This window comes from Gynurincola endophyticus (assembly GCF_003991195.1).
In the GTDB taxonomy this organism is placed as follows: domain Bacteria; phylum Bacteroidota; class Bacteroidia; order Chitinophagales; family Chitinophagaceae; genus Gynurincola; species Gynurincola endophyticus.
Window position 1 is genome coordinate 216,523 of the sequence record NZ_RCWL01000001.1, and the last position, 18,987, is coordinate 235,509.

The following is an 18,987-nucleotide window of genomic DNA, read 5'->3' on the forward strand; positions in this document are numbered from 1 at the left end:
TCAACATTGTTGAGGGCTTTTTATATTAATTATTTTTCCTTTGCTGCGGTGGCTTGTTGCGCTTGAAATGACTACCGCTATTGTTATTATTACTGTTGTTATTGTTATTATTATTGTTGTTGCCTTTTGCAGGTGGCTGCTGATTGGGTCTTCTATCAGCAGGTCCGGCTTGTTTCTGAATTTGTTTAGGGCCATTATTCTGTTTAGGTGAATGCTGTTTCTTTTTCTTTTCAGCACGTTCTAAGCTTTTTAAACTTATCTGCCCTACTACATCTACAAATTCCGGTTCTACTTCTTTTGGTTTAGAAGTGGTTATTTCTACTGCTTCTAATTGCTCAGGAGCAATACCCTGATGATTGAGATGAAGTATTTTTCTTACTCTTTCAATGGTTAAAGGATATTGTTTGCTGCTGTCAGGAAGCATATACCACATCAGATTTTTGAAAATATCTTTTTTGATAAGAGTAGCAACACCTTTTTGTATTCTGATATTATCAGCATTTTCAGGGAAGTGCTGTAGTGCATCCAGATAAGTGTCTAATTCGTAGTTTAAGCAGCACTTTAATCTACCGCATTGTCCGCTCAATTTACTTTGATTAATGGAGAGGTTTTGGTAACGAGCAGCAGTAGTATTCACTGACTTAAAGTCTGTTAACCAGGTTGAACAACAAAGTTCACGTCCGCAGCTTCCTACTCCACCAACTTTTGCAGCTTCCTGGCGTGCTCCGATCTGACGCATCTCTACTTTAACCTTGAACTCTTTGGCGTATACCTTAATGAGCTCTCTAAAATCTACCCGATCGTCAGCAATGTAAAAGAAAGTTGCTTTTCTGCCATCGGCCTGAATTTCAACCTCACTTACTTTCATCTCAAGGTTGAGCTGCTTAGCAATTGCACGGGCATGTATTAATGCCTCTTTTTCGCGTGATTTTTGGAACTTCCAGGTTTCGATATCTTTATCGCTGGCTCTTCTTAGTACTTTTTTCATATCAGGGTCAAACTCGTTTGCCCCGCGTTTTTTCAGTTGTAAGCGTACAATTTCGCCGGTAATGCTTACTTCGCCTATATCAAACCCGCTCACACCTTCCACGGCAATTAAATCGCCCTTTTCAAGATGTTGAACCGTTGCGTTTCTGAAAAAATCTTTTCTACTGCCGTTATTGAAGCTTACTTCAATGACTTTGCAGTAACTATCATGATCGCTGATCGGTAAGTTCATTAACCAATCATGTACATTCATTCTATTGCAACCACCTGTACTGCAACCACCGTTGCTTTTACAGCCGGCCACTTTGCCACCTGTTCCACAAGAACTACATCCCATTCTATATTGCAATTAATGATTTTAAATAATAGTTTACCTGTAAGAATGTATACATTCTTCGTATGTGTTCAAGTCGGAATGAAAATATATGAGGAAAATACCGGTTTATCTACTTTACATTCCTGTAAACCCTTCCATCACAAAAACATACTACAGGTTCTGATACAAATATAGGTCTTTGACCACAAACTTGACTATAATATACTAGTTGTTTGCTTAAGCGCCAAAATATGGTAGACTTTTATTGTAACGGCATGAAAGAGCATTTTCGTATTAGCATTTCTTTCAATATAATATGCCGCATCGTCTAATACTTTGATGATGGCTTCCTGTTGTTCGAACCCTGCAATTTTATTTAAGCGTATAGAAAAGTCTTTCTCCTGTTCCGGCAGATATACGTTATCGGCGCCAAGTGCTTGAATTCTAATAGCTTGTTCCAGTAAGTGAGTGAAGTATCTTAAAAATTGTTTTTGTTTTTCGCGTCCTAGTTTGTTGACTTCATCAATCCATTGAACCTGTGCAATAGGTCCGTTTTTGAGAATCGCGTTCAACCAGTCTCTGAGCATTCCCTGCCAGTCTTGCTCGCCATCTTGCAATAAATGCAAGGCTTCGCGGTAATTTCCGTTTGCAAAAGCGGCAATCTGCTGTGCTTTGGCTGCCGGAAGCTGCTTTTCTTTTTCCAGTGCCGGGGCCATATCGGCTGTTACCAACGCCGGGATTTTTACAAGCTGTGTTCTCGACAAAATGGTTTGCAGAATCAATGATTCATTTTCTGCTACCAGAATGAATAACGTATCGGCAGGAGGTTCTTCGATCAGTTTTAATAACTTATTTCCTTCATTTCCAAGATATTCGGGCATCCAGAGAATTAAAATCTTAAATCCCGATTCAAAACTTTTCAGGTTCAGCTTTCGAATAATTTCATTACACTCGGCAGCAGTGATATTTCCTTGTTTGTTTTCCGCTCCGATAAACTGCAACCAATCATAGGCATTGCCATATGGTTGCTCGTGCACAAATGATCTCCATTCTGTAATATAGTCGGTACTGACCGGCTTATCGCCGGCTTTTCGGGGAACAACAGGGTAAGAAAAGTGAATATCAGGATGCGCTAATTGTTGCGATTTGATACACGCAGCACACTCACCGCAGGCATCCTGCAATTGTGCAGGATCTACTTCCGGAGTAGCTGCTCCAAACAAACTATCTTCCACAACTGGATTCATGCCACGCTTAATCTTCTCACAAAGAAGATATTGTGCTAAAGCTATTGCTAATGATAGTGATCCGGCTCCTTCTTTACCCAAAAATAGTAAGGCATGGCTTAAACGATTCTGTAAAACCATACTTACTAATTTTTCCTTCACAGTTGTTTGACCTATGACAGTTGAAAATTTCATGCTGTGCAAAGATACAATCCCGAACGCAGTCATGCAGGTGTTTTTTTCCTGTTACTGCTCCAGCCCATTTACTTTACTGCGGAATGAATTATTTAAGTAAAGAAGTTATTTCTGCGCTCAAAGGTGCTGTTTTGCTGGGAAATACTTTTACCAGGTTTCCTTTTTCATCCAGCAAAAACTTGGTAAAGTTCCATTTAATAGGATCTTCGTAGCCCTTTGCTTCCGCTTGTTTTACCAGATACTTGAATAAAGGATGGATATCTTCTCCTTTTACAGAAACTTTTTCGGCCATCAGAAAAGTGACGCCGTAGTTTCTCTGACAGAATTCTTTGATTTCTTCGTTTGAACCGGGCTCTTGTTCTCTGAAGTTGTTAGCAGGAAATCCAATGATTACCAGTTTGTCTTTATATTGCTGGCTGAGTTTTTCCAGTTCTGCATATTGAGGTGTAAAACCACATTTTGAAGCAGTGTTTACAATCAGAATTTTCTTTCCTTTAAATTTAGAGAAATCGATCTCTTTTCCTTCTAATGATTCTACTTTGAAATCATAAATACTTGCAAAACTGAACATAAGCGCAATACTTAATAAATATTTTAACATAAAAGTTGTGTTTTATTGTTCTGTATAAAAGAACTCATAACAGCCAAGATCGGGTTTCCCGTCAGTTCTCAGAGCGCCTGTAATGTCTTTGTCTGATGAAACAAACAGACCCTTGTCGATAGCGGGCGATCCGCTGCTTAGTTTAAAGTTAAAGATTTTTTTAGATATGTCTATTTCCGCAAATAACGGGTCCGTTGTTTGCGACTCACTAATGTTTATATCGTCTTTTTGAAGTGTCATTTTGTAGATGGAATAGCGAATGTTAACAATCGAATGATTGCTGCCTTTTAAAAACCGTAGTTCATCACTTAAATCACCCCAGATGATACTATTTAATATATCCACTTTCATCGGGTTTGTTTCGGAAGCGCCTGTGTCATTAATAGAAATGCCTGCAACCTGATGCAATGTGTGCATTGTTGAATAAGTAGCTGCTGTAACCTGTTTAAGATTATATTCACCCCCTCCTTCCATTGAAATGTTGATATTGTTATTAGTTATTTCACTGTTATTGAGTGATAGATTTATATTTTTTAAGCGTAACGCCGCGCTTAAAGAAAAGCGTATTGCTGAACCCTCAATAGTCAGTTGCGTATTGCCTGGTTGTGTTGATTCCAGAATAATAGCATTTTTCGCATATTCTATCCGGGTATATTTTATTGTATGGAGTTGATTGTTCGCTGAAAGTCTTATTCCTTCCCAGCTTCCTGAGGTTAAATAGTCTTTACGGTAGGTAGTAAAAAGTACAGGTTTTTCAGCATTTCCATTCACATTCAGAATTCCTTTTATTTCAATAGGCGAATTGGGGTATACATATATTTTAACACCTTCAGAAATGTTAAGCTTTACATTTTCAGCTACAGTAAATATGCCTTGTATGAAATAACTTTTTCCGGCCTCGAGGGTAAGGTCATTTTGAATCGTCACATTTTTGTATACAGTAACCGGCTCGGCATATGCTTCCAGTTGTAGTTTTTGAGTAAGGTTTTTATGTGAGAAAGTAATACTGTCTCGTATCAAAAATAAATGATCAGCGCTCGTGTTAGCCGGAGTTACGGTTACAAAAAGATAGATACTATCTTTAGCGGGTAACTGGATATTGCTGAAACTGCTTCCTGAACGGCCATGTAAATTAATAGAAAAGTTAGAGAGGGTACCGCCGCCTAATTCCACTTTATCAAAAACTACGTCCTCATTACTTGTGTTAAATACTTTTACTGTGTGAACACTACTGGGTAAGCCTGCCAGTAATGTATCGAACTTCAGGGAGTCAACAGAGAATTTTACACCTCCGGATAAACCGGATGTTAAATCCGTTTTATTGCACGCCAGTGCAACAAATACTATAATAATAAGGTAGCTTGTTATTTTCATCAATAACAAATTTAATGTTTTAAGGTGAAGCCCAATGTGGCTATTGACAGTTTAACGTTTTGACCCTGAAAAGTATTACAAGCGGCCTCAAGTGTATTTCCTGTTGTAATAATATCGTCTACTATTAATATATGTGTATCCGGTTCGGGGTACTGATTCAAACAAAAGGGTATCGCTGTTGAATAGGCCCGGTCTGTACGTGACTTTTTGGTTTGAGTAGAAGAGGTGCTGATTTTTTTCAACAGGTTAGGGCTATGTCTGATGTTAAGTTTTCGGGCAATCGCTTCACTGATCACTGCGGCCTGGTTGTATCCCCTCAACCTTAATTTACGGGGATGTAAGGGAATTGGTACTACTTCGTGAAATGGCTGATATTGATGAAAAGTAACCAGATGATCGCTTAACTGATCAGATAAAAATTGACCTATTTCTTTTTCATGCTGATATTTAAAACGGTGAATCAGCGTTTGTATCAGACTGTTCTTCTGATAGTAACATAATGCTGTTATTTGTTCAAGCCTGACTCTTCCTCATAACACGTTTTGTAAGATCTGATTATTGAAAGGTGTGAAGTGAGTATATGGCAAATCTGATTCACAGACGGCGCAAATGAACTGATCTTTTTCAGTAATATACCCGCAACCCAAACAGAGCTGCGGGTAAAAAAGATGTTTTAATGATTTTCAGCAATCTGTTAATAAATGCATATTATTGAAATAATAATTGATAAACTTCTTCTACTTTGGAAAGAGCAATTACCTTAATCTGATAAGATTGCGGAACAATTGCTTTCAGGCTATATTTTGAGATAATAATTTTTTCAAATCCCAGCTTTTCTGCTTCGGCAATTCTTTGCTCAATTCTGTTAACAGCTCTGATCTCTCCACTTAAACCAACCTCTCCTGCAAAACAGATAGATGGAGGAATGGCCAGATCTTCATACGAACTTAACAATGCTACTAAAACTGCAAGATCGATGGAAGGGTCTTCAATTTTCAGACCTCCGGCGATGTTCAGAAATACATCCTTCATACCGAAATGAAAACCACCTCTCTTTTCTAAAACCGCTAATAGTAGTTGCAAACGTTTGTTATCATAACCGGTAGAGGTTCTTTGAGGAGTACCATATGCAGACTGTGTAACGAGCGCCTGCACTTCTATCAGTAATGGCCTCATGCCTTCAATTGTTGCTCCGATCGCTATACCACTTAACAGTTCATCTTTCTGTGACAATAATATTTCACTGGGATTATCAACCCCTCTCATGCCAATGCTGGTCATCTCATAAATTCCTAATTCGGAAGTACTGCCAAAACGATTTTTAATCGTTCTTAAAATTCTGTAAGCATAGTGGCGGTCACCTTCAAATTGTAGTACTGCATCCACCATATGTTCAAGAATCTTTGGTCCTGCAATATTACCGTCTTTGGTGATGTGCCCGATAAGGAATACGGGTATATTGGTTTCTTTTGCGAAGCGTTGAAACTCGCCTGCCGTTTCTCTGATTTGTGAAATACTACCCGGAGAAGAATCGATATAGGGAGATTGCATTGTTTGAATGGAATCGACAATAATTAATTCCGGTTTTAACTTTTTTATCTCCTGGAAGATTTGTGTAGTATTCGTTTCTGTTAATAAAAAGAATTGATCGTTGTTAATGTTTAATCGATCTGCACGCATCTTAATTTGCTGATCACTTTCTTCACCACTGATGTAAAGCGTTTTCGTTTTGGGTAATGATAATCCCAATTGCAAAAATAAAGTGGACTTTCCGATACCTGGTTCACCGGCGATTAAGATAATACTTCCGGCAACAATGCCTCCGCCCAACACCCGGTTTAATTCCTGATCATTACTGATTAATCTTTTTTGATCGAGTGTTTGAATATCTTTTATTAAAGTCGTTTTATTTTTTCTTTCTTCTTCATGAAATGAATTCCACACTTGTTCTTTTGCTGTTGTACTGGGTTTATGAATTACTTCCTGAACAAAAGTATTCCATTCATTACATGACGGACATTTACCAGCCCACTTAGCTGATTCGTATCCACAATTTTTACAAAAGAAGGCTGTTTTTACTTTACTCATAGTTGTAAAAGTAATTGAACTTTAAAAAAACACTCTCTAATTTACGATGAAATGAAGCGGATGGATGATGTAATGTTGTAGTAGTTGCTAAAAAGTAAAAAGGCCAGCAAATTTGCTGACCCCTTACTTACTAACCCATTAAATTCTTGCACTAAATTACAAATTAGAGGCAGATAACAAAATTATTTTTTGGGGTTGTGAATAAATTTTAAGACCTGTTAACAAGTGTAAACATTGTCTCAAAACAGTCCTTTTAGTATAGATAATCAATTAGTTATGTATTAATATTCAGCTTTTCAGAAGGCCTGAAAAAAGGCTCGGGTGTAAATTTGACAGCATTTTTTTTTGATATTTTTTACGGGTGTCAAAACGGCAACCCTGACGGTTGAAATATGCCAATTTTAACCAAATTAAAATTTGGAAAGTAGTTTGATGTCTATATTATTGTAAAAATTATTGTGCTATGCCGATGTCAGTTTTGTTAGTGTCCCTCATTTTTTTGGGAATCAGTATGTTAGTTTCGGGGGTCTTGAAAAGTAAATTCAAGAAATACAGTGAAGTAAGATTAGTGAACGGTTTGTCCGGAGCTGAAATTGCAACCAAAATGTTGCATGATAATGGAATTTATGATGTAAAAGTTATTTCGGTGGATGGCTTTCTGAGCGACCATTATAACCCGATGAATAAAACAGTAAACCTTAGTCCGGACGTTTATAGCGGCCGTTCTGTGGCTGCAGCGGCAGTTGCTGCCCACGAATGTGGTCACGCAGTACAACACGCCACTGCTTACCGCTGGTTAACGATGCGTAGTAAACTGGTGCCTTTTGTGCAATTCAGCTCAGGTATCGTTCAATGGGTGTTACTGGGTGGTATTCTGGCAATTAATGCCTTTCCGCAATTACTTTTAGCCGGAATCGTACTATTCGCCATTACAACTTTATTCAGTCTGATTACTTTGCCGGTTGAGTTTGATGCTTCAAACAGAGCCCTGGCTTGGTTAAAACGTGAAGAAGTAACTACACCAAAAGAATATCCGGGTGCTAAAGATGCCTTAAAATGGGCAGCTATGACTTATCTGGTGGCTGCTTTAGCTTCAGTAGCTACTTTGGTACAGTACATCATGATTTATTTAGGTGGAAGAGACAGAAACTAATATATCTGGTTAAAAAATAAACAAAAAGGCTGATACGAATGACGTATCAGCCTTTTTTATGATAAGTTGCCGGAGGTTTATTGCATTGCGACCGGCTCTACATTGTAGCCGAGTGCGCTGAGTTGCTGAATTATGCCACAGTTGTAAAATAAATGCCCTAGCCCTGCTGCAATAAACGTGTTTTTGCTTTCAATTAAACCCGGTAATACCTGCATCCATTGCTGATTTCTTTGCTGCAGCATTAGTTTTTTGTTGTTGCTTAATTTCGAGCAGTCTTTATCAAGTTGATATTTATATTTGAAGTCAAGATAAGTTTCGGTTACCATCGGGCAGGTATTTTTTCCGGATTTCTGATATTTTCTGTACTGCTTCAATATAAGTGAAATGTAGGTTTTAGAGCTTTTCCAACTAATGGCCTGATTGGTTTGGCTGATATAATCTTTTTGCTGATCAACCGTTTCCAGATAAACGGTTTCTTTGTTTTTTGATTCGGACAGAACCTGAACATATTCGTCCAGAAAGTATTTGTCGCCTGGAAAAAAAAGATCACAGTTTAACTCATCAAATTTATTTTGAAGAAGTCCTATAATCTCGTCGGGATATAATTTTCTCAGATCAAAGTCTGATTTGTGTAAGATTTCTGTTATCAGTGCATAGTCTTTTGCGCCAACAGTATTCTGAAGGTCGTTTGTGGGAGTGCGTAGGTGAATGGGAGCGAGCAGGTCCTTTTTCTTAATTTCTACTTCGGTCACTACCGTTTCGGTATGGTCGAGTGCTTCTTCCAGTGCCGGGTATTTGTGAAAGAATGATTCTGATGTTTTATGATAAGTGCCGAAGAGGTAGGATACTTTATCATTATTTTTTGAAGTGACTTTCCATAAATATGTTTGCTGAGAAAAAGAAGTCATCACATTACCCAATATTATTCCTGTCAGCATTATCGAGAAGCTTAGCTTGTTCATTCATTCGGTGTTTGTAGTCTCTAATTTAAAGTATCTGAGTTTGTAAACCGGTGTAAAATGTAGTAAGAACTTTTCATGTAATGGAAGGGCATGTTACAGGGGCTGTTTTTTATAAGTATTTTTTTCTGTTCAGCAGACTGCTATTATATACGGAATTAATTTTTACATAGTTGTATTAATGTTAAACTATAATTTGTTATATTAGAGATGATTGTAAAGGTTTTGTAAATGAAGGATAAGTTTTTTTTCTCCAAAAATAAGATCGATGATGTATCAGCTACTGATTTCAGGCAGTTGTCTGACTATCGGTGGATATTAAATGCTCTTGACCGTACTATTTACTCAAGCGTATATGTAATAGATTATGAAAAACAGACATTTGAGTATGTATCGGAGAATCCCTTGTTTTTATGTGGTTATTCTGCAGCGGAAGTGAAGGAAATGGGATACGATTTTTACATGAAAAATGTACCGGAAGAAGACCTTGATTTGTTGATTAAAATTAATAGGGTTGGATTTGAGTTTTTTGAAAGTCTGCCGGTAGCAGAAAAACGGTTGTGTACGATTTCTTATGACTTCCATCTCAAGAGTGAAGTCAATAAAAAAGTTCTTGTACATCATAAATTAACGCCGGTTTTTCTTACAGAATCTGGAAAGCTCTGGAAAGCTATTTGTGTAGTAACATTGTCTACTCAAAAAACAGCGGGTAATATAATAATTTCACTGAATGGTACACAGCGTGTTTACAGCTTTGATTTGGCAGAAAATTGCTGGAAGCAGCAGGAAATTATGGTGCTGTCAGAAAGGGAGCGTGAGATATTGCAGCTTTCTATCAGGGGCTTTACGATGAGTGAAATAGCGAAAGAAATTTTTCTTTCACCTGAAACTGTAAAATTTCACCGGAAAAAAATCTTCAGTAAGATGGGTGTAACTAATATAGCTGAAGCTATTTTTTATGCAGCTAATAATAAACTGCTTTAGTATACAGTAAAATGAAAGAATTGAATAAAAAAACTCCTGTACGAGGTACAGGAGTTTTTTTATAATCTTATTTCTTCTTCGTCTTTATCGAAGAATTTGAATTCGGTCAAATTGAAGGTTGTATCTTCTTTAATTTTAACACGTTGACGGTACTTAAAGTACCACTTCCAAACCTTGGAAGAGAAGAAGCTTCCTTTGGTTAAGTAGGCTTTCATGATTGGGTGAACAGCCAGCGTGAGATTTTTGTGCTTATGGGTAATCAGGTATTCGAGGTTCTTTTCGATTTCATCTTCGAGAATGAGTGTTGAAGTAATTTTTCCGGTACCGGCACAGGTCGGACAAACTTCCTGTGTATTAATAGATACTTCAGGTTTCATTCTTTGGCGCGTAATCTGGAGTAATCCGAATTTTGAGATCGGTAACACAGCGTGTTTGGCCCGGTCGGCGCGCATAAATTCTTCCATTGCCTCTAACAATTTCTTTTTATTGTCGGGCAATTTCATATCGATAAAGTCTACTACAATAATACCTCCCAGGTCACGTAATCGAAGCTGTCGTGCAATTTCTGCAGCAGCTTCCAGGTTTGTTTCGAGGGCATTTTGCTCCTGGTTATTTCCTACACTCTTATAGCCGCTATTGACATCAATCACGTGTAGTGCTTCCGTATGTTCAATGATCAGGTAAGCGCCGCTGGAAAGGTTAACTGTTTTTCCGAAGGCTGCTTTTACCTGTTTGGTAATACCGTACTGATCGAAGATCGAGTTATTACCACTAAAGAAAGAAACGATATCCGTTTTTTCCGGTGCGATTTTCTGAATATAGTTTTTAGTATCTGCGTAAATAGATTTTTCATTAATGATGATTTTATTGAAATCTTCATTCAGTAAATCGCGCAGGATACTGGTGGTTTTTGTTTGCTCACTCAGAATTTTGGCGGGCGGAGTAGCTCCCTGTAAACGGCTTTGAATCGTTTTCCAGGTGGATACCAATGCGTTTAAGTCATCGTGTAATTCAGCAGTATTTTTACCTTCTGCTGCAGTACGAACGATTACTCCAAAATTTTTAGGTTTGATAGCTTCTACGATTTTTTGTAGGCGTTTCCGTTCATCACCGGAGTGAATTTTACGGGAAACCGCAACAATATCATTGAAGGGAGTGATTACCACAAATCTGCCGGGAAGAGATATTTCGCAGCTAAGCCTTGGGCCTTTTGCTGCAATCGGTTCTTTCAGAATCTGAACAAGAATCGGAGGTTTTCCATTTAATACTTCGTTGATTTTTCCTGTTTTAATAATTTCAGGTTCTACCACGAAGCTGGAAAAGTCATAGTCTTCAGGACCACCGTGTTGAATAGCCTGTTGGGTATATTTGAGTAGCGAACGAGCATAAGGACTCAGGTCAGTATAATGCAAAAAAGCATCCTTTTCGAACCCTACATCAACGAATGCAGCATTCAAACCAGGAATTAGTTTTTTTACTTTACCTAAGTATATATCCCCTACCGCAAAACTTGCATCAACTTTTTCGTAATGCAATTCCACCAGCCTCTTGTCTTCCAAAAGGGCAATTTCCACACCTCCCTGAGGTGTGCCATTAATAATTAGTTCCTTATTCAAGCGTAAATCTTTTTCCGTCTTATCAATCATCACTACAAGGAAAGTGGTTGCTGAAAACGGATTACTTATCAACAATGGCTTAAAAAAACCGGCTGATAATGATAAATAATTAGATCAGCAGGAAAGGAAAGCGGCAGGCGTTATTTCAGCCCGCCGCAAGAAGTTTACCAAGAACTAGCGGTTTTTCTTCTTATGACGGTTCTTTCTTAGTCTTTTCTTACGCTTATGTGTCGCAATTTTATGACGTTTTCTTTTTTTACCACAAGGCATGATCACCAATAATTTAAGTTAAACAATGATTGTGTATCGCAATTATTCCTTTAACAAGGATTAATTTTTCAAGTCTGTAATGCGCTTGTCTACTTCTTTAACGATTTCCGGATCGTCAATTAAAGTTCTAAGCTGTTTGTACCAGTAGATGGCTTTTTCCTTATCGTTCTTTCGCTCATTCACATCAGCCAATAAAAAGATTGGTTCTAAATTATTGGGTTCAAGTTGGTGAATAATTTCAAAACGTTCAATTGCTTTATCCCATTGACCACTCATCATACTACCCATTCCCAAGGTGTATTGAGCGTAAATATCTTTAGGATTTTTGTCGGCAACTTCGCGGATCAGCAGAATTCCCTCCATTGGAGTCTTTCCAATACCCCCGAAAAGCAGCGTTTTGCCAAGGCCTACTTTTAAAGAATCATTTGTCGGATTGAGCTCTAACGCCTTCTCAAACAATACTTTAGCTTCGGTAGCCATCCATGTCTTCAGTGACTGATTACTTTGTTTCATCAAGCCATCTAAATAAAGCTGGGCTGCAAAGGTGAGGTTTTTTTGAGAATTTTCCAATTTAGCAGCCTCAGAAGTATAATAAGTGTAAGGAATTAACTTATGAGCACTGTCTCGCCAGAACTCAGCCAGCTGTTTGTAAGACCGGATCTGCTGGGTTTTTACATCGCCCCGAACAATTCCAGACTCTAACTGAGTCACATAATAATGCTGAGAAGCTGTTAAATCTTTCTTTGACGCTTCTAAGATTACGGAAAAGTCAATAACTTCTGCCGTTGATGCAGAAGTAGGGCTAACCGGTGCCGGTGCACCAGTGTGGGGTACGGTTCGGCCAAAAACATAAATTGCGCCGACTAATAAAAGTCCGGAACCGACTAAGATTAACTGCTGTTTTTTCACTATTCAAAGTTTAAGAACAGCAAAGTTACACCTCATCATCGGGGTTTGGTTGATCTTCTTTTACAGATTGTAATTTTTTAACCTCAGCAACAAATTCTTTTGCTGGTTTAAAAGCTGGAATGAAGTGCTCCGGAATGTGCACTGCTACATTTTTTTTAATGTTACGCCCAATTTTTGCAGCTCTTTTCTTTGTGATAAAGCTACCAAAACCACGGATGTAGATGTTTTCACCCTGTGCAAGAGTATCTTTCACCTCTTTAAACATGGTTTCCAGCGTAACCAAAACATCAACCTTTGGAATACCTGTCTTTTCAGATATTTGGTTAACGAGGTCTGCTTTTCTCATTGATAAATTTTTAATAAGGTTTTAAAATGAATTTTCACAGAATTATCACCGCAAAGGCAAATTCCACAAAATCAATTCATTACTCAAATTAATGGGAAATTTGCAATTTTGCAAGAATTTGATATAATATTGAAAATGATTTTTTAAATTCTTTTATTGTTTGACCACTATAAAGTACCTTACCCATTGGTTTATAATAACATAAATAGTGCCGAATTCTTCTCGTTTACAGCCGATCTGCTCCGCTGGAATGAGCTCAAAAATGACCGATCCATGCCCTGGAAGGGTGAAAAAGACCCCTATAAGATATGGTTAAGCGAAATTATTTTGCAGCAAACCCGTGTTGAACAAGGGTTAAGCTATTATGAAAAATTTGTACATCACTTCCCCACGATCACTGATTTAGCGAATGCTGATGATGAGAAAGTATTTAAACTATGGGAAGGATTAGGATATTATTCCCGGTGTAAAAATTTACTGGCAACTGCACGTATTATCGCTTATGAAAAGCAAGGCGTTTTCCCTGATAAATATAAGGATATCATTCAATTGAAAGGAATCGGCCCTTATACTGCCGCAGCTATCGCTTCTTTTGCATTTAATGAGCCTCATGCTGTAGTTGACGGAAATGTTCAACGCGTTATATCCAGATACTTCGGCATTAATACACCTATTGATACAACAGAAGGCAAAAAAATGTATCAGCAATTGGCAGATGTGTTGCTTGATCAGGAAAATCCTGCAGTTTACAATCAGGCAATCATGGACTTCGGTGCTACTGTTTGTAAACCGCAACTTCCTCTTTGCAATGAATGTTTTCTTAGAAACGACTGTCAGGCACTTGCGTTAAACGTTGTAAAATCACTTCCGGTTAAAGAAAAAACTTTGCTGAAAAAACAACGCTTTTTTCATTACTTCATACTCCAATATGAAGACGGGGTTTATATACACAAAAGAACCGATAAAGATATCTGGGAAAACTTGTATGAATTTATTCTTCTTGAGTCTCCCGTAGAATATGATCTGACGCAAGTAAAAAATCAATTTGCTGCATTAATTCAACACAATGTAGCAGAACCGTTATGGTCAAGTAAAGTGTTTAAACAAACACTCACCCATTTAACAGTATACGGGCAATTTCACCGGTATAAAATAAACGAACCGCTGAAAGACTTATCTGCCTATGAATGTGTGTCTTTAGACAGGTTAACCGTTTATCCATGGCCTAAGCTGATTCAGCAATTTTTTCAGGAAAAAGCAACTTTGGCACAATTGTTTTAGCTCGTAACCCTGATTGTTAATGGTTTATAAGCAGTTTTTTTGGTAGAAAAATTTATAGGTTTTCTACTTTAAAAAAGTTATCTTTAAATAGTCATTAACCGGTAGACGATTTCTAACAATCAAATATACCTACTATGAGAGGCGTAAATAGGGTAATGCTTATTGGCAATTTAGGAAGAGATCCGGATGTTCAACATTTAGAAGGAAATATAGCCGTTGCAAAGTTTCCTTTAGCTACTACAGAAACATTTAAAGATCGTGCTGGTAAGTTAATATCTCAAACAGAATGGCATACGGTTGTTCTTTGGAGAGGCTTAGCCGAATTGGCACAAAAGTATCTTCACAAAGGCAGTTTGGTGTACATCGAAGGAAGATTACGCACCAGAAGCTGGGAAGATAAAGAAGGGGTGAAGAAATTTGCCACAGAAGTAGTAGGGGATAACCTGATAATGTTGGACAAACGCACCGATGGCGGACCCATTACTCCTTCGTCTGATGGAGTTGATTATTCCAATCAGGATATTCCACCAATGGGGGAAGCATCTCAAGACATCCCTTTCTAAACACCGACCAAATATTTTTTGAAATTATACGTTGATAACTATAATGTTTATCATCGAAATGTATCTTTGTGTCAATTGTTGATGTATATTTAGCAATTGTGAATGGCGCTCATTTTTATCAACAAAATTTTAAAGAATTGGATTCGGACTTTACTCTTTTATCCTCTGTTCTCTTATCAACAGTCAGCTCCGTGCAGTATAACACGATTCTGGGTGTGATTTTGTTGGTGCTGCTCATCGTGTCTTTTTTTGTGGCAGGAGCTGAAATAGCATTCTTTTCACTGACATCAAAAGATATTAATCACCTTAAAACAAAAGCACCAGCCTGGAGAAGAATTACACATCTCCTCTCCAACCCGCAGGAACTACATACCTCTTTGGTTATCGCCAATACTTTTCTGAAAATAGCGATCATCATCATTGCTAATTCTTTAATTGAAAGTATTATTGAAATGTACGATTCAATCAACCTTTTAGGTTGGGGCGGCTTTTTTATTAAAGTTTTTTTAATCTCACTGCTGGTAATTCTTTTCTGTGAAATTTTACCCAAAGTAAAGGCTGCCCAGCATAGCTTACGTACCGCTTATGAATCTGCTGCATGGATTGAAGCCATTCACGGAATTTTTAAACAACCTACTCATTTTATTCTGTATATAGCCGATGGAATTGCTTCTGTACTCGGTACAGAAAAAAGAAAGAATATTAACCAGAAACTACAGGACGCAATAGATTCAAACGATTTCGAAGAAAAAGAACAAAACATCCTCACCAGCATCTACAAATTTGGAAATATTACCGTTAAACAGGTAATGACAACGCGTCTTGATGTGAATGGCCTGGATAAAACGGAGGCGTTCAAAAACGTACTCATTAAAATTCAGGAATGGGGTTACTCGAGGGTTCCCGTTTACGAAAACAGCATGGATCATATCGTAGGTATTATCCATACAAAAGATTTGGTTGCACACCTTAATCAACCTGATAATTACAATTGGAACTATCTGTTACGTACACCCTATTTTGTGCATGAGCATAAGTTGATTGAAGACCTGTTTATCGAATTTCAGAAAAAAAGAATTCACTTTGCTGTAGTGGTCGACGAGTTTGGTGGTACCAGTGGAATTGTTACAATGGAAGACATTATCGAACAGATTATCGGCGAAATCAACGACGAGTTTGATCTTGATGAAGATGTAAACCAGCAGGTATCAGCCGATACTTTCATACTGGAAGGGAATACAATGTTGTACGACGCCTGTAAGCTGATGAAACTCAGACCTGATACTTTTGATGAAGTAAAAGGCGAAAGTGATTCCATTGCCGGATTAATTCTTGAAAATTTCGGCGAAATCCCCTCTGCCAATGAAGTTATCCAATTAGGAAATTTTGAATTTACTATTTTGGAAGTGGAAAGAAACCGTATTAAAAAAGTACAAGTAAAGATTGTACCCAACCAAATATAAGCCCTAAGTTGTATGAAGTACTTTCTCTCTGTTTTAGTGATGGCATTGTTAGCTTGTAATAGTGAATATACTCCCAGGAAAAAAGGATACTATAAAATAGATTTCCCCGAAAGAGCTTATCGCTCCTACCACCCACAGAATGCACCTTACAGCTTCGATTATCCTGTATATGCCGAAGTGGTAAAGGACACTACTTTTTTTGAGGAAAGTCCTGAAAACCCATGGTGGGCAAATATTGACTTCCCGCAATTTAACGGCCGCATTTATGTCAGTTATAAACAAATACAGAACGAAAAGCATTTTGAACAAATGGTCAATGATGCTTTTAAAATGACTTACAGCCATACTACCAAAGCTTCGGCCATTAACGATTCTTTAATGACAACTCCGAACGGTTTAACCGGCGTTTATTTTAAAGTGGGAGGAAATGCTGCTACTGCGCACCAATTCTTTGTGACTGACTCCGTTAAGCACTTTTTGAGAGGCGCTTTGTATTTTGATTCAACACCAAATGAGGACTCTCTTTCTGTTGTGAATGAATTTTTGTTTGAAGATATGCGCCAGCTTATTAATTCGCTGAAATGGTATTAATTGCCTTTCTGAGGGATTTCTTACCTTTGTAGCCTAAATACTTTTGTTTTGATAGCGGTAGATAATGTTTTAATCAGCGACGACGTGGTGAAAGCCCACTTTGTGTGTGATTTAATTAAGTGTAAAGGAGGTTGTTGCGAAGAAGGCGATGCCGGAGCTCCTCTTGAAGAAGAAGAAATGCGTATTATAGATGAAGTCTACGATACTGTAAAGCCTTATCTTACAGAGGAATGTATTGCCGAAATTGACCGGAAAGGTAAGTATTTCTTTCACGAAGAGTTCGGATGGGTTACCCCCACGCTTGGGAGTGACCAGGATATTTGTGTTTATGCAAAACGCGACGAAAAAGGCATTATTAAATGTGCTTTTGAGCAAGCCTATAACGACGGTCTGATCGGTTGGAAAAAACCAATCAGTTGCCACTTCTTCCCTATCATTCAAAAAAATGCCAGTCCGGGAGGATACGACCGGATGAACTATGAACCACGACCCGTATTATGTAAACCGGCATGCGGATTGGGTAAAAAGCTAAAAGTTCCGGTGTATCAGTTTTTGAAAGAACCGATTATCAGAAAATACGGCGAAGAGTTTTATCAGGCACTCGATGCAGTGGCAAAAGAATACTTCCCCGATCATCAATAACGCCTTCACAATTTTTCGCTATGAGTGAACGTAAAGCGTCCTTCATGGCTAAAAGCACCGTTAAGTCGGAAAATTTAGACCATAGAAGAAAAATAAACTTTAATATAGATAAATATAATGCTGCCGTAGAAAAGGGTAAACCCCAGTTCGCAGCGTTGGATTTAGCGCGGGAAAGAGCGAAAAATATCAAGTGGAAAGTAATGGAACAGCTCGATACTTATCTCGAGCAATTTGAAGCTAATTTCACTCAAAGAGGCGGCAAAGTAATCTGGGCAGAAGATGTTCAACAGGTGCACGATGCCATTGAAAAAATCTGTACTGAAAAAAAATGCCGCACAGTTGTTAAGTCTAAAAGCATGGCAACTGAAGAAATTAAGCTGAATGAGTTTTTACAGGAGAAGGGCATGGAAAGTGTTGAAACCGATCTGGGTGAATATATACAGCAACTAGATGGAGAAACGCCTTATCATATTGTTACTCCTGCCATGCACAAAAGCAAAGAAGATATTGCAAAACTTTTTCATAATAAACTAGGTTGTGCGCCAAATCTATCACCCGAACAACTTACACTGGTTGCGCGTGACGTTTTAAGAAAAAAATTTGTAGAAGCAGAAGTTGGTATTACCGGTGCTAATTTCATTATTGCCGATGCAGGAGCGATAGCTCTGACCGAAAACGAAGGAAATGCACGCCTCACCTGTGCTTTTCCAAAAACACATATTGTAGTAGTCGGCATTGAAAAGTTGATTCCTTCTATCAGTGACCTCGGCCTTTTCTGGCCTTTGTTATCAACTTTCGGTACCGGGCAACAGGTTACTTCCTATAATACTATAGTTGCCGGTCCGCGTCAGGCAAATGAAGTGGATGGCCCTGAAGAAATGTACGTGATATTATTGGATAACGGCCGCACAAACCTTCTTGAAAACCCCGTTACCAGAGAAAGCCTGTACTGTATTCGCTGCGGAGCTTGTTTAAATGCCTGCCCCGTATATAAGAATATCGGAGGACACTCCTATGAAACTACCTATTCAGGACCCATAGGCGCTGTTATTACTCCTCACCTGAAGGGTATGCATGAATGGAGTCATCTTAGCTATGCTTCGTCTTTGTGTGGTAACTGTACCGAAGTTTGTGCTGTTAAAATAAATCTGCACGAATTATTACTTGAAAACAGGGCATTGGCTGTAAAATCGGGAGAAGCACACTGGAGCGAAAAACTTGCCTGGAAAGTATGGTCAAAAGCCAGTCAGAACAGAAAGATGATGAATATGGGAAACCAGAAAATCAAAAACTGGGTAGTGAATAAAATGGTAAAGGGCTGGAGTGCCCATCGTTCTGACATCGTTTTTCCGCCAAAAACCTTTAATGAGCTTTGGTTAGAAAGGAATAAGAAATCCTAATAAAAAATATATTTTAAGAAAGT

The 18,987-nt window shown here is 38.1% G+C and carries 18 protein-coding genes and 1 pseudogene; 8 read left to right on the forward strand and 11 right to left on the reverse strand.

Annotation, left to right across the window (positions count from 1 at the left end):
• Positions 1 to 25: 25 nt before the first annotated feature.
• The 7 genes and pseudogenes from D9O48_RS00960 to radA form a co-directional block, all read right to left on the reverse strand.
• Positions 26 to 1,324, reverse strand: coding sequence for a PSP1 domain-containing protein (locus D9O48_RS00960; protein WP_126969676.1), 1,299 nt, complete (start codon positions 1,322 to 1,324; stop codon positions 26 to 28).
• A 194-nt stretch (positions 1,325 to 1,518) separates the two neighbouring features.
• Positions 1,519 to 2,757 carry a DNA polymerase III subunit gene (locus D9O48_RS00965; protein ID WP_317127861.1) on the reverse strand — a complete coding sequence of 413 codons (1,239 nt, stop codon included), beginning with the start codon at positions 2,755 to 2,757 and terminating at the stop codon, positions 1,519 to 1,521.
• Positions 2,758 to 2,812: 55 nt separating this feature from the next.
• Positions 2,813 to 3,325: a glutathione peroxidase gene (locus D9O48_RS00970; RefSeq protein WP_126969680.1), complete on the reverse strand. Its 513-nt coding sequence runs from the start codon at positions 3,323 to 3,325 to the stop codon at positions 2,813 to 2,815.
• Positions 3,326 to 3,337: 12 nt separating this feature from the next.
• Positions 3,338 to 4,699, reverse strand: coding sequence for a choice-of-anchor Q domain-containing protein (locus D9O48_RS00975; protein WP_126969682.1), 1,362 nt, complete (start codon positions 4,697 to 4,699; stop codon positions 3,338 to 3,340).
• 11 nt (positions 4,700 to 4,710) lie between these two features.
• On the reverse strand, positions 4,711 to 5,019 hold the full coding sequence (locus D9O48_RS18705; protein WP_158624782.1) for a ComF family protein: 309 nt from the start codon (positions 5,017 to 5,019) through the stop codon (positions 4,711 to 4,713).
• A 210-nt stretch (positions 5,020 to 5,229) separates the two neighbouring features.
• A pseudogene (locus D9O48_RS19110) lies at positions 5,230 to 5,358 on the reverse strand (hypothetical protein); the annotation flags it as partial.
• A 49-nt stretch (positions 5,359 to 5,407) separates the two neighbouring features.
• A complete protein-coding gene (gene radA, locus D9O48_RS00985; RefSeq protein WP_126969686.1) occupies positions 5,408 to 6,787 on the reverse strand; it encodes a DNA repair protein RadA in 1,380 nt (459 codons plus the stop codon).
• Between the two features lie 469 nt (positions 6,788 to 7,256).
• Here radA and D9O48_RS00990 point away from each other — a divergent pair, with 469 nt between their 5' ends.
• Entirely contained in the window at positions 7,257 to 7,940 is a 684-nt protein-coding gene (locus D9O48_RS00990) for a zinc metallopeptidase (protein ID WP_262707370.1), read from the forward strand.
• Positions 7,941 to 8,017: 77 nt separating this feature from the next.
• Here the strand turns inward: D9O48_RS00990 and D9O48_RS00995 are convergent, their stop codons facing one another.
• Positions 8,018 to 8,902, reverse strand: coding sequence for a TraB/GumN family protein (locus tag D9O48_RS00995; protein WP_126969690.1), 885 nt, complete (start codon positions 8,900 to 8,902; stop codon positions 8,018 to 8,020).
• 228 nt (positions 8,903 to 9,130) lie between these two features.
• On the opposite strand from D9O48_RS00995, the gene D9O48_RS01000 reads away from it, so the two are divergent.
• Complete coding sequence (locus D9O48_RS01000) at positions 9,131 to 9,883, forward strand: response regulator transcription factor (RefSeq protein ID WP_126969692.1); 753 nt, start codon at positions 9,131 to 9,133, stop codon at positions 9,881 to 9,883.
• Positions 9,884 to 9,942: 59 nt separating this feature from the next.
• Here D9O48_RS01000 and D9O48_RS01005 read toward each other — a convergent pair whose 3' ends face one another.
• From D9O48_RS01005 to D9O48_RS01015, 3 genes are all read right to left on the reverse strand, one after another.
• Positions 9,943 to 11,499: an Rne/Rng family ribonuclease gene (locus D9O48_RS01005; protein ID WP_126969694.1), complete on the reverse strand. Its 1,557-nt coding sequence runs from the start codon at positions 11,497 to 11,499 to the stop codon at positions 9,943 to 9,945.
• Between the two features lie 330 nt (positions 11,500 to 11,829).
• Positions 11,830 to 12,678: a tetratricopeptide repeat protein gene (locus tag D9O48_RS01010; RefSeq protein ID WP_126969696.1), complete on the reverse strand. Its 849-nt coding sequence runs from the start codon at positions 12,676 to 12,678 to the stop codon at positions 11,830 to 11,832.
• A 25-nt stretch (positions 12,679 to 12,703) separates the two neighbouring features.
• Positions 12,704 to 13,024 carry an HU family DNA-binding protein gene (locus D9O48_RS01015; RefSeq protein ID WP_126969698.1) on the reverse strand — a complete coding sequence of 107 codons (321 nt, stop codon included), beginning with the start codon at positions 13,022 to 13,024 and terminating at the stop codon, positions 12,704 to 12,706.
• Between the two features lie 156 nt (positions 13,025 to 13,180).
• On the opposite strand from D9O48_RS01015, the gene mutY reads away from it, so the two are divergent.
• From mutY to D9O48_RS01045, 6 genes are all read left to right on the forward strand, one after another.
• Positions 13,181 to 14,305, forward strand: a complete 1,125-nt coding sequence (mutY, locus tag D9O48_RS01020) for an A/G-specific adenine glycosylase (RefSeq protein ID WP_233589128.1) — start codon at positions 13,181 to 13,183, stop codon at positions 14,303 to 14,305.
• A 134-nt stretch (positions 14,306 to 14,439) separates the two neighbouring features.
• On the forward strand, positions 14,440 to 14,868 hold the full coding sequence (locus D9O48_RS01025; RefSeq protein ID WP_126969700.1) for a single-stranded DNA-binding protein: 429 nt from the start codon (positions 14,440 to 14,442) through the stop codon (positions 14,866 to 14,868).
• A 68-nt stretch (positions 14,869 to 14,936) separates the two neighbouring features.
• The gene (gene gldE / locus D9O48_RS01030) at positions 14,937 to 16,331 is read left to right on the forward strand and encodes a gliding motility-associated protein GldE (protein WP_233589131.1); all 1,395 of its coding nucleotides are present in this window, start codon (positions 14,937 to 14,939) and stop codon (positions 16,329 to 16,331) included.
• 12 nt (positions 16,332 to 16,343) lie between these two features.
• The gene (gene gldD / locus D9O48_RS01035; RefSeq protein WP_233589133.1) at positions 16,344 to 16,922 is read left to right on the forward strand and encodes a gliding motility lipoprotein GldD; all 579 of its coding nucleotides are present in this window, start codon (positions 16,344 to 16,346) and stop codon (positions 16,920 to 16,922) included.
• 48 nt (positions 16,923 to 16,970) lie between these two features.
• Positions 16,971 to 17,564, forward strand: a complete 594-nt coding sequence (locus D9O48_RS01040; protein WP_126969702.1) for a DUF3109 family protein — start codon at positions 16,971 to 16,973, stop codon at positions 17,562 to 17,564.
• A 20-nt stretch (positions 17,565 to 17,584) separates the two neighbouring features.
• Positions 17,585 to 18,964 carry a LutB/LldF family L-lactate oxidation iron-sulfur protein gene (locus D9O48_RS01045; protein WP_126969704.1) on the forward strand — a complete coding sequence of 460 codons (1,380 nt, stop codon included), beginning with the start codon at positions 17,585 to 17,587 and terminating at the stop codon, positions 18,962 to 18,964.
• Positions 18,965 to 18,987 lie beyond the last annotated feature (23 nt).

Excerpts from the sequence above, each read along its gene's own strand:
- D9O48_RS00960 (WP_126969676.1), bottom strand. The coding sequence starts at position 1,324 with ATGGGATGTAGTTCTTGTGGAACAGGTGGCAAAGTGGCCGGCTGTAAA.
- D9O48_RS00965 (WP_317127861.1), bottom strand. The coding sequence starts at position 2,757 with ATGACTGCGTTCGGGATTGTATCTTTGCACAGCATGAAATTTTCAACT.
- D9O48_RS00970 (WP_126969680.1), bottom strand. The coding sequence starts at position 3,325 with ATGTTAAAATATTTATTAAGTATTGCGCTTATGTTCAGTTTTGCAAGT.
- D9O48_RS00975 (WP_126969682.1), bottom strand. The coding sequence starts at position 4,699 with ATGAAAATAACAAGCTACCTTATTATTATAGTATTTGTTGCACTGGCG.
- radA (WP_126969686.1), bottom strand. The coding sequence starts at position 6,787 with ATGAGTAAAGTAAAAACAGCCTTCTTTTGTAAAAATTGTGGATACGAA.
- D9O48_RS00990 (WP_262707370.1), top strand. The coding sequence starts at position 7,257 with ATGTCAGTTTTGTTAGTGTCCCTCATTTTTTTGGGAATCAGTATGTTA.
- D9O48_RS00995 (WP_126969690.1), bottom strand. The coding sequence starts at position 8,902 with ATGAACAAGCTAAGCTTCTCGATAATGCTGACAGGAATAATATTGGGT.
- D9O48_RS01000 (WP_126969692.1), top strand. The coding sequence starts at position 9,131 with ATGAAGGATAAGTTTTTTTTCTCCAAAAATAAGATCGATGATGTATCA.
- D9O48_RS01015 (WP_126969698.1), bottom strand. The coding sequence starts at position 13,024 with ATGAGAAAAGCAGACCTCGTTAACCAAATATCTGAAAAGACAGGTATT.
- D9O48_RS01025 (WP_126969700.1), top strand. The coding sequence starts at position 14,440 with ATGAGAGGCGTAAATAGGGTAATGCTTATTGGCAATTTAGGAAGAGAT.
- gldD (WP_233589133.1), top strand. The coding sequence starts at position 16,344 with ATGAAGTACTTTCTCTCTGTTTTAGTGATGGCATTGTTAGCTTGTAAT.
- D9O48_RS01045 (WP_126969704.1), top strand. The coding sequence starts at position 17,585 with ATGAGTGAACGTAAAGCGTCCTTCATGGCTAAAAGCACCGTTAAGTCG.